The sequence below is a fragment of the Albidovulum sp. genome, from assembly GCF_049646345.1.
Lineage (GTDB): Bacteria > Pseudomonadota > Alphaproteobacteria > Rhodobacterales > Rhodobacteraceae > Albidovulum.
The window spans coordinates 1-9469 of sequence record NZ_JBARVQ010000595.1 but is presented as its reverse complement, the minus strand read 5'-3'; the positions used below and the strand labels follow the sequence as shown (position 1 = coordinate 9469).

Sequence of the window (9469 nt, the reverse complement as noted above, 5' to 3'; positions counted from 1 at the left end):
TGCGCCGTTGTCTGGCCATCGACCGTGGCATTCAGCGCAAGGATAACCTCGGTGATGCCCTCGTCGCGGACGCGCGCCAGCAATTTCGGGATACGCAATTCATCGGGCCCGATCGCATCGAGTGCCGAGAGCGTTCCGCCCAGCACATGGTAGCGGCCCTTGAAGGCCTGCCCCCGCTCCATCGCCCAAAGATCGGCCACATCCTCGACCACACAGATCTCGCCGGTCGCACGCCGTTCATCCCGGCAGATATCGCAGATATCGGCGGTGCCGATATTGCCGCAATTCGCGCATTCGCGCGCGGTTGTGGCCACTTCAGCCATCGCCTGCGCCAGGGGCGCCATGACCTGCCCGCGTTTCTTGATCAGATGCAGCACCGCGCGGCGCGCTGAACGGGGGCCAAGCCCCGGAAGCCGGGCCATCAGGTCGATCAGGGCTTCGATATCGCGCGTCGCATCGGACATGGGCCGCTCCTCCTTGGCCGGGACTGCCCCGGCATGCCCCTCTATCGCAAGCGGGACATCACTCGGCAATCCCGGAAGCCGCAACCAAACCCGGCGAAGCTCCGTCGGGGCGCATTGAGCGTTATCACCGGTGGGAATAGTGCTTTGAGCCCATTGCGGTTGGTGAGGCGGAGCCCACTTCGCCCGGTTTCAAGCCGAAGGCGCCGGGCGAGCGCCTGCCCGTCCCAGCGGGCTGGCGCTTTTGAGGCCGTGCGCATCGCATGAGGTCAGAGGGGCTTTGCGGCCATAAAGCGCCCTAAACAACGGTCGCTGCGCCACCCTACGGGCAGGCACTCGCCCGGCTCGCGGTGTGATTAGGGCAACGACAGCAAAGTCCCGCTTGCAGACTGTAAAGCCCCGCCAGAGCGCATCGAACCGGATTGCGCATCCGGCGCGGTGCTATACCATGGCGGGAAAACAGGCAGCGCGGTCAAAGACATGGGCATTTCAAGACGTCAATTCGGTTTCGGCATCCTTGCCACGGGGCTTTCCGCCTGCACCAGCAGCGCGCCGGTCGGCATCGTCAGCCGCAGCACAGGGCTTGCCGATGACCTGCGCCCCGTGCCGAATGCGGGGTATGACGCATGGGTTTCCGGGTTCCGCGCGCGGGCCGGGGGCTACGGGCTGTCGGACGCAACGCTCCGGGCGGGGTTCCGGGGTGCCGGTTATCTGCCGGGCGTGATCAAGCGCGACCGCAACCAGACCGAATTCAAGCGCAGTCTGGAGGATTACCTCTCCATCGCCGTGTCGGATGAGCGCGTGGCCAAAGGCCGGGCGGCCCTTGCGCGGCACCGTGGAACCCTGTCAGCGCTGGAAGGACGGTACGGCGTCGATGCAGAGATCATCACGGCGGTCTGGGGGCTGGAAAGCTTCTACGGCGAGCGGCGCGGCGATGTGCCGGTCATCTCGGCCACATCGACGCTGGCCTATGACGGGCGGCGCGGATCGTTCTTTGAAAAGCAGTTGGTTGCAGCCCTGAAAATACTTCAGAGCGGCGATATTCCGGCGGATCGCATGACCGGCAGCTGGGCCGGGGCGATGGGGCATACACAATTCATCCCGACCTCCTACCTGTCATTCGCGGTGGACTATACCGGCGATGGCAGGCGCGACATCTGGTCCGAAGACCCGAGCGATGCGCTCGCCTCTACGGCAGCCTATCTTCAGCGCAGCGGCTGGACACGCGGTGTGCGTTGGGGGGCAGAGACCGGCGCGGGCGCGTCCGGTGGCCGGATCATCCAGCCCCAGCCCGGCGGCCCGAGCTTTGCCGTCACCGGCAATTTCAGCGCCATCAAGCGCTACAACAACTCGGATGCCTATGCGATCGGTGTCGGCCATCTTGCCGACCGGATCGGCGGGGCCGGTCCGCTGCGCGGCAGCTTTCCGCCGGATGCAAACGGCCTGACCAAGCAGGATCGCATCGCCCTGCAACGGCGACTGACGGCGAAGGGGTTCGATACAGGCGGCACGGATGGCGTCATCGGCCCGAAGACACGGGACGCGATCAGCGCCTTTCAGGCCAGTACCGGCCGGGCCGTGACGGGGGAACCCTCGCTCGCCCTGCTGCGCGCCCTCGGCTAAGGGCGCGGCTACGCCTGCCTTCTCCGGCCGGATCGCACGGCATAGGCGACGCCCCCCAGAACCATCAGCGCCGAAAGCCCGAAGCGCAAAGTCAGGCTTTCGCCAAGAAAGACCATGCCGCCGATCAGCGCGATGACCGGCACAGTCAACTGCGCGACAGGCGTTCAATGAAGATGTTGTCGAGGTAACGCCCGCGGCCATCCCGTCAATGGCCTGCCGCTTCCACGTGCTGACCTGATTTGGGTGCAGTTGGTGCTTTGCTGCGGCCTCCTGCACTGACTTTTCACCACGCAGCGCTTCCAGGTCCACCTTGGCCTCAAAATGATCCGTAACCTTCCGGCGCTTCGCCGTTCTCGTATCCCTTCAAAGGTTTGGGATAAACCTTACCCAACTGTCCAGTTTTCCGGGACCACTTCAGAAGATCTCAGAGCGGAGTTTTCACACAGCCCCGGGACAGAGCCGGAAATCAAACCGGGACGCGGCCGCATGGCCGGATGACTTGACACAGATCAAGGCGGCATACCTCCCCCCCGGGTCACAACCTCGACAGTCCAGGAACGCCCGGTTCAGCAATCGAATCGGGCGGACAGGCATGACGAGGGAACGCTGAGATGTGGGATTTAGTAAAACTCGCCGTGCTTGGCGCGATTGCGGTTCTTGCCGCCATCGCCGCCAACTACGCGCGCGATCTGGCCTATATGGTCAATGCCATTACGGTGATGCTGGCCGCCGCCGCGACCTTTCTTTGGGTCTTGCGTCGGGTGGACGAGGATCATCCGGAACCGGTTCACGAATATAATGACGGCGTCGTCCGTGCAGGCGTGATCGCCACCGCCCTTTGGGGTGTCGTGGGCTTTCTCGTTGGTGTGACCATCGCCTTTCAGCTTGCCTTTCCGGCGCTGAATTTTTCGGAACTCACCCATGGCTATCTGAATTTCGGCAAGCTCAGACCCCTCCACACCTCGGCAGTGATCTTCGCCTTTGGCGGCAACGCGCTGATCATGTCCTCGTTCTACGTCGTCCAGCGCACTTCGGCCGCCCGGCTCTGGGGCGGCAATCTGGCCTGGTTCGTATTCTGGGGTTTCCAGTTGGTCATCGTGCTGGCCGCGACGGGCTATATCCTCGGCGCCACCCAGTCCAAGGAATATGCCGAGCCGGAATGGTATGTCGACTGGTGGCTGACCATCGTCTGGGTCGCCTATCTCGTGGTCTTCCTCGGCACCATCGTCAAACGGAAAGAGCCACATATCTATGTGGCGAACTGGTTCTACCTGTCCTTCATCGTCACGGTGGCGATGCTACATGTGGTCAACAACCTCTCCATCCCTGTCTCGGTCTTCGGGTCGAAATCGGTGCAGGTCTTTGCCGGCGTGCAGGACGCGATGACACAGTGGTGGTACGGCCACAACGCGGTGGGTTTCTTCCTGACTGCGGGCTTTCTGGGCATGATGTACTACTTCGTGCCGAAACAGGCCGAACGCCCGGTCTACAGCTACAAGCTTTCCATCATCCACTTCTGGGCGCTGATCTTCCTTTACATCTGGGCTGGTCCGCACCACCTGCACTACACCGCCTTGCCCGAATGGGCGGCGACGCTGGGCATGGTGTTCTCGGTCATCCTCTGGATGCCCAGCTGGGGCGGCATGATCAACGGGCTGATGACCCTCTCGGGGGCGTGGGACAAGCTGCGCACCGATCCGATCATCCGCATGATGGTCGTCTCCATCGGCTTTTACGGCATGTCGACCTTTGAGGGCCCGATGATGTCGATCAAGGCGGTGAACTCGCTCAGCCACTACACCGACTGGACCATCGGCCATGTTCATTCCGGCGCCCTTGGCTGGAACGGAATGATCACCTTTGGCGCGCTCTACTTCCTTGTGCCGAAACTCTGGAAGCGGGACCGGCTATACAGCCTCAGCCTTGTCTCATGGCACTTCTGGCTCGCAACGATCGGGATCGTGCTTTACGCAGCCTCGATGTGGGTCACGGGCATCATGGAAGGCCTGATGTGGCGCGAGGTCGATGCGCAAGGCTTCCTTGTGAACGCCTTCGCCGACACCGTCAGCGCCAAGTTCCCGATGTATGTGGTGCGGGGGCTGGGCGGGCTCATGTACCTCATGGGCGCGATCATCATGGTCTACAACCTCTGGGCAACCGTCGCGAAACAGCCGGCCACGGCCAATGTTTCCGTGCCGGTCCCGGCCGAATAAGGGAGGGACCGCAAGATGGGAATCCTCGACAAACACAAGTTCATTGAAACCAACGCAACCGCACTTCTGATCGGCTCGTTCCTCGTCGTCACCATCGGTGGCATCGTTGAGATCGCACCGCTCTTCTACCTCGAAAACACGATCGAGAAGGTGGACGGCGTGCGGCCCTATTCGCCACTGGAGCTGACGGGGCGCGACATCTACATCCGCGAAGGCTGCTATGTCTGTCACAGCCAGATGATCCGGCCGATGCGGGATGAGGTGGAGCGTTACGGCCATTACAGCCTTGCGGCGGAATCAATGTATGACCATCCGTTCCAATGGGGGTCGAAACGCACCGGGCCGGATCTGGCCCGGGTCGGCGGGCGTTATTCGGATGAATGGCATGTCGATCACCTGATCGACCCGCAATCGGTGGTGCCGGAATCGGTGATGCCGAAATATGGCTTCCTCATCAACCGGCTGATCGAGCCCGATTACATTGAGGACCGCCTTTCGACCGATGCCATGGTCGGCGTGCCCTACACGTCCGAGATGATCGAGCTGGCCAAGGCCGACTTTGCCGCGCAGGCCGATCCGGATGCCGATACCGACGGGTTGATCGAACGCTATCCCGGCGCGGTCGTCTCGAATTTTGACGGTCAGAAGGGCATCACCGAGATGGATGCGCTGGTGGCCTATCTTCAGGTTCTGGGCACGATGGTCGACTTCTCGACCTTCCAGCCCGATCCGAACCGCTGAGGAGGGGAAAATGGACCTTTACACCATAGCCCGCCAGTTCGCCGACAGTTGGGCTCTGCTGGCGCTGTTTCTGGTCTTCGTTGGCGTCGTCCTCTGGGCCTTCCGGCCCGGATCGCGGGCCGTACACGACGACATCGCCGACATTCCCTTCCGGCACGAAGACAAACCCGCCCCGGCGGAGGAGGCCTGAGACATGAGCAAGAAACCGATCAAGCAAAAGGCCGATCCCGAAACGACCGGCCATGAATGGGACGGTATCCGGGAATGGGACAACCCGATGCCGCGCTGGTGGCTTTGGACCTTCTACGCTACCATCATCTGGGGCATCGGCTATACGATCGCCTATCCGGCCTGGCCTCTGGTGACGTCGGCCACGCAAGGTCTGATCGGCCAGAACAACCGGATCGCGGTGGCCGAAGACATCAGGCGCTTCGAGGACGCGAATGCGCCGGTCGAGGCGAAACTTGTGGCCGCCGACTTGACCGAAGTCAGTTCGGACCCGGAACTGGTGAACTACACTCAGAATGCAGGCGGGGCGATTTTCCGCACGTGGTGTGCCCAGTGTCACGGCTCTGGCGCGGCTGGTGCGAAAGGCTATCCCAACCTTTTGGACAATGACTGGCTTTGGGGCGGTACGATGGAGGATATCCACCTCACGATCAGCCACGGTATCCGCAATACCGAGGACCCGGATGCGCGCTATTCCGAGATGCCGCGTTTCGGCGCCGATGAATTGCTGGAACCCGAGCAGATCGATCAGGTTGTGCAATATGTCCTGCAGCTTTCCGGGCAGGAGCATGACGCGGGCCTCGCTGGCGAAGGGGCGGTGGTCTATGCCGACAATTGTTCGGCCTGCCATGCCGAGGACGGCACCGGCGACCGCTTTCAGGGCGCGCCGAACCTGACCGACGCGATCTGGCTTTACGGTGGCGATGCCGCGTCGCTGACCGAGACGGTCAGCAATGCCCGTTTCGGCGTCATGCCCGGCTGGACCGGACGGCTGAGCGAGGCCGATATCCGCGCGGTTTCGGCCTGGGTCCACAGCCGCGGCGGCGGCGAGTAACAGAATTCGGGGGACGGGTTCGCGCCCGCCCCCCGGGTAGAGAGCATCGGCGCCCCGTCCTGTTCGCGCGTTTCCTGGGGGTGCCGATGCCTTTCTGATCGCCCGATTTCCATACCCGGTCGGGGCACGATCCGGTATTCAGCGGACTTCACGCATATTTCAGGCATTCGTCACAGTGCTACAGTACCAGCGCTGCCCGTCATGTTTTCGCGGAGACATTCTGAGTGCTGCACCCGCAGTGGCAATTCTGGAGCGAATAAATCGCCAATCCCCAAAAAATAGACGTAAAAAATCTTTCCCGCTGCCTAGGGTGATCCTGACAATCCAGAGGGGATTCGGCATGGACACGTGTCATCAGGAACTGGTTGATCTTCGCCACGCGTTCCATCGCGACCCCGAACTGGGTTTTCAGGAGCATCGCACAAAGGCGAAGGTTGCAGCACATCTTCGCGGGCTGGGTATAGAGGTGCATGAAGGCGCGGGCGTGGTTGGTGTCCTGAAAGTCGGGGCGGGCAACCGTGCCATCGGGCTTCGCGCCGATATGGATGCGCTGCCGATCACCGAGAAAAGCACGCATGACTACGTATCGGCCAATCCCGGCATAATGCATGCCTGTGGCCATGACGGCCATATGACCATGCTTCTGGGGGCAGCAGAGACACTGGCACGCGACAGGGATTTTGACGGAACGGTCGTGTTCCTCTTCCAGCCGAATGAGGAACACGGGCTGGGTGCCCGCGCGATGATCGACGAAGGCGTGCTGGAACGCTTTCCGGTCGAAGAGGTCTATGCGATCCATAACCTGCCGGGCGCACCCCTGGGGCAGGTCTCGACCCGGCCGGGGCAGATATGCGCCTCGGAAAGCCTTTTTGAGATCGAGATCAACGGCAAGGGCGGCCATGCCTCAATGCCACATGTCGGGGTCGATGCGATCACCGTGGGGGCCGAGATGGTGCTGGCCTTACAGACCATCGTGGCCCGCAAACTCGCCCCGAGCGCCGGGGCGGTGGTGTCGGTGACCGAGTTCCTGACCGATGGGCAGCGCAATGTGCTGCCCGGCAGTGCGACCCTGAAAGGCGACGTGCGGGCGCGCCTGCCTGAGGATCGGCAGGCTGTCGAACGCTTCATGCTCCAGATCGTCGAAGGTGTCGCCGCGACCCACGGCATCACCGCGACGATGCGCTTCAACACCGAATTCATCGAGACGATCAATGCCGCCGCCCCGGTCGAAGCGGTTGTGCGTGCCGCGCGCGCGGCCGGTCTGGAGGCGGATGGAAACCGCCCGCCGATGAGCTTTTCAGAGGATTTCGCCCATTTCACCGCCGCGGTGCCGGGTTGCTTCCTTCTGATGGGCAACGGCACCGAAGGTGCGAATGGCCAGCCCCTCCATGCCGCTGATTATGATTTCAACGATGCGCTTCTGCCCATGGGCGCCGCTTTCTGGGCGGCGCTGGTACGGGACCGCCTTCCAGCAAGACAGGATACGTGATGACCGATCTTCTGCCCCCCGCCCGTCTCGGCCATGTCGCCGTGACCCGGATGTCCGGTACCGCCGCCGCGCGGGTTCTGACCCCCGATGATTTCGCCACCGCTCAGGCCGAGATCATGGCATGGGATGGTTATGCGCCGACACCGCTTGTGTCGCTGAAGGCACTTGCCCAACGGATCGGTGTTGATGCCGTTCTTTACAAGGATGAAGGGCCGCGCTTTGGCCTTGGCAGCTTCAAGGCGCTGGGCGGTTCTTACGCCGCGTTGCGCGTTCTGCAGCGGGAAATCTCTGCCGCCCTCGGGCGTGAGGTCAGCCTCGCCGATATCCGCACCGGGAAGCACCGCGACGAAGCGGCGAAAATCACGCTGGTCTCGGCGACCGACGGCAATCACGGCCGCTCGCTTGCCTGGGGATGCCAGCGCTTCGGTGCGCCCTGCCGCATCTACATCCATGCCGAGGTCAGCGAAGGCCGCGCGCAGGCGATGCGCGATCTTGGGGCCGAGGTGATCCGGATCGAAGGCGACTATGACGATTCCGTCGATCTGGCAAAGGCCGAGGCCGCAGCCAACGGCTGGTTCGTGGTCTCTGACACGTCATGGCCCGGCTACAGCCAGCCGCCGCGCGACGTAATGGCGGGCTATGGCGTCATGACCCGCGAGATCTGCGAAGCGCTGGATCAGGCTCCGACCCATGTCTTCCTGCAAGGCGGCGTCGGCGGTCTGGCCGCCGGTGTGGCTGCAGGGCTGCGCCAGCATTGGGGCGACAAGGCACCGCGCGTGGTCATCGTTGAACCGGACCTTGCCGCCTGCCTTTATGAAAGCGCCAAGGCCGGTGCGCCCACCTCTGTGGTCATCAAGGAAGAAACGTTGATGGCGGGTCTTTCCTGTGGTGAACCTTCGCCGCTCGCCTGGGAAATCCTTGCCGAAGAGGCATCCGATTTCCTGACCATCCCGGAAAGCGTTGTCGCCCCCGCGGTGCGGCTTCTGGCCCGGCCACTGCCGGGCGATGCGGATGTCGAGGCGGGTGAAAGTGCCGTCGCGGGCCTTGCCGCGCTGATCGCGGCGCGTGCCGATGCTGGGCTTTCGGCCAGGCTTGGCCTTGATGCCACATCGCGCGTTCTTTTGATCGGGTCCGAAGGCGTAACCGATCCGGCGATCTTCAAGATGATCATGGAGGGGCGCAATGCGGCCTGAGGCACCTGAACGCGGGTTTCCCGAGGCGGAATTCGCCGCCCGTACCAAGAAGGCGCAAGCCCGGATGGCGAAGGAGGGGCTTGCCGGGCTTCTTCTGATGACCGAGCCGGATGTGCGCTATTTCTCGGGCTTCCAGACGCTCTTCTGGCAAAGCCCGACCCGGCCATGGTTTCTCTTTATCCCGGCCTCGGGCAAGCCCGTGGCGGTGATCCCCGAGATTGGCGCAGCACTCATGCGGCGTTCCTGGCTTGACGATATCCGCACCTGGAGCGCCCCTTGCCCCGAGGATGACGGGATCAGCCTTTTGACCGATCTGCTTGCGCCCCTTGCGAAGAACGGCGCGCGGCTCGGCGTGATGAAGGGGCACGAAACGTCGCTCCGAATGCCACTTGGTGACTGGGAACGCCTTGTCGCCAACCTGCCATGCCTGCACGTAAGCGACGCCACCCCGCTCGTGCAGGGCCTGCGCATGGTCAAGTCCCCCGCCGAGATCGAAAAGCTGCGTCATATCTGCGCCATCGGTTCGGCGACCTTTGCCCGTGTGCCTGAAATCGTGACCGAGGGCATGCCGCTGGAGGAGGTGTTCCGCACCTTCCGGCGCGAGGCGCTGGAGCAGGGTGCCGACGACGCGCCCTATGTCGTGGGGGCTTCTGAACCCGGCGGTTATGCCGATGTGATCTCGCCCC

Annotated in this window: 10 protein-coding genes and 1 pseudogene; 8 read left to right on the top strand and 3 right to left on the bottom strand. The window is 63.0% G+C overall.

Annotated elements, in window-relative coordinates:
* Positions 1 to 464 (bottom strand): recombination mediator RecR (recR, locus tag WBB85_RS15545; protein ID WP_432639511.1); only part of this gene is annotated, 464 nt, incomplete at its 3' end.
* Between the two features lie 477 nt (positions 465 to 941).
* On the opposite strand from recR, the gene WBB85_RS15540 reads away from it, so the two are divergent.
* Complete coding sequence (locus tag WBB85_RS15540) at positions 942 to 2084, top strand: lytic murein transglycosylase (protein ID WP_432639510.1); 1143 nt, start codon at positions 942 to 944, stop codon at positions 2082 to 2084.
* A gap of 8 nt (positions 2085 to 2092) precedes the next feature.
* On the opposite strand, the gene WBB85_RS15535 is transcribed toward WBB85_RS15540, so the two are convergent.
* Both WBB85_RS15535 and WBB85_RS15530 read right to left on the bottom strand, forming a co-directional pair.
* A complete protein-coding gene (locus WBB85_RS15535; RefSeq protein WP_432639509.1) occupies positions 2093 to 2233 on the bottom strand; it encodes a hypothetical protein in 141 nt (46 codons plus the stop codon).
* A gap of 55 nt (positions 2234 to 2288) precedes the next feature.
* A pseudogene (locus tag WBB85_RS15530) lies at positions 2289 to 2417 on the bottom strand (transposase); the annotation flags it as partial.
* Between the two features lie 278 nt (positions 2418 to 2695).
* On the opposite strand from WBB85_RS15530, the gene ccoN reads away from it, so the two are divergent.
* From ccoN to WBB85_RS15495, 7 genes are all read left to right on the top strand, one after another.
* The gene (ccoN, locus tag WBB85_RS15525) at positions 2696 to 4297 is read left to right on the top strand and encodes a cytochrome-c oxidase, cbb3-type subunit I (protein ID WP_432639508.1); all 1602 of its coding nucleotides are present in this window, start codon (positions 2696 to 2698) and stop codon (positions 4295 to 4297) included.
* Positions 4298 to 4312: 15 nt separating this feature from the next.
* Positions 4313 to 5038, top strand: a complete 726-nt coding sequence (gene ccoO, locus WBB85_RS15520) for a cytochrome-c oxidase, cbb3-type subunit II (RefSeq protein WP_432639507.1) — start codon at positions 4313 to 4315, stop codon at positions 5036 to 5038.
* A 10-nt stretch (positions 5039 to 5048) separates the two neighbouring features.
* Entirely contained in the window at positions 5049 to 5228 is a 180-nt protein-coding gene (locus WBB85_RS15515) for a cbb3-type cytochrome c oxidase subunit 3 (RefSeq protein ID WP_432639506.1), read from the top strand.
* A 3-nt stretch (positions 5229 to 5231) separates the two neighbouring features.
* Entirely contained in the window at positions 5232 to 6101 is an 870-nt protein-coding gene (gene ccoP / locus WBB85_RS15510; RefSeq protein WP_432639505.1) for a cytochrome-c oxidase, cbb3-type subunit III, read from the top strand.
* Between the two features lie 340 nt (positions 6102 to 6441).
* On the top strand, positions 6442 to 7590 hold the full coding sequence (locus WBB85_RS15505) for an amidohydrolase (RefSeq protein ID WP_432639504.1): 1149 nt from the start codon (positions 6442 to 6444) through the stop codon (positions 7588 to 7590).
* Entirely contained in the window at positions 7590 to 8783 is a 1194-nt protein-coding gene (locus WBB85_RS15500; RefSeq protein ID WP_432639503.1) for a diaminopropionate ammonia-lyase, read from the top strand. The genes WBB85_RS15505 and WBB85_RS15500 overlap by 1 nt, the downstream gene beginning before the upstream one ends.
* Positions 8773 to 9469: M24 family metallopeptidase (locus WBB85_RS15495; RefSeq protein WP_432639502.1), on the top strand; the 697-nt coding region annotated here is incomplete at its 3' end. The genes WBB85_RS15500 and WBB85_RS15495, both read left to right, overlap by 11 nt.

Excerpts from the sequence above, each read along its gene's own strand:
- WBB85_RS15540 (WP_432639510.1), top strand. The coding sequence starts at position 942 with ATGGGCATTTCAAGACGTCAATTCGGTTTCGGCATCCTTGCCACGGGG.
- ccoN (WP_432639508.1), top strand. The coding sequence starts at position 2,696 with ATGTGGGATTTAGTAAAACTCGCCGTGCTTGGCGCGATTGCGGTTCTT.
- ccoO (WP_432639507.1), top strand. The coding sequence starts at position 4,313 with ATGGGAATCCTCGACAAACACAAGTTCATTGAAACCAACGCAACCGCA.
- WBB85_RS15515 (WP_432639506.1), top strand. The coding sequence starts at position 5,049 with ATGGACCTTTACACCATAGCCCGCCAGTTCGCCGACAGTTGGGCTCTG.
- ccoP (WP_432639505.1), top strand. The coding sequence starts at position 5,232 with ATGAGCAAGAAACCGATCAAGCAAAAGGCCGATCCCGAAACGACCGGC.
- WBB85_RS15505 (WP_432639504.1), top strand. The coding sequence starts at position 6,442 with ATGGACACGTGTCATCAGGAACTGGTTGATCTTCGCCACGCGTTCCAT.
- WBB85_RS15500 (WP_432639503.1), top strand. The coding sequence starts at position 7,590 with ATGACCGATCTTCTGCCCCCCGCCCGTCTCGGCCATGTCGCCGTGACC.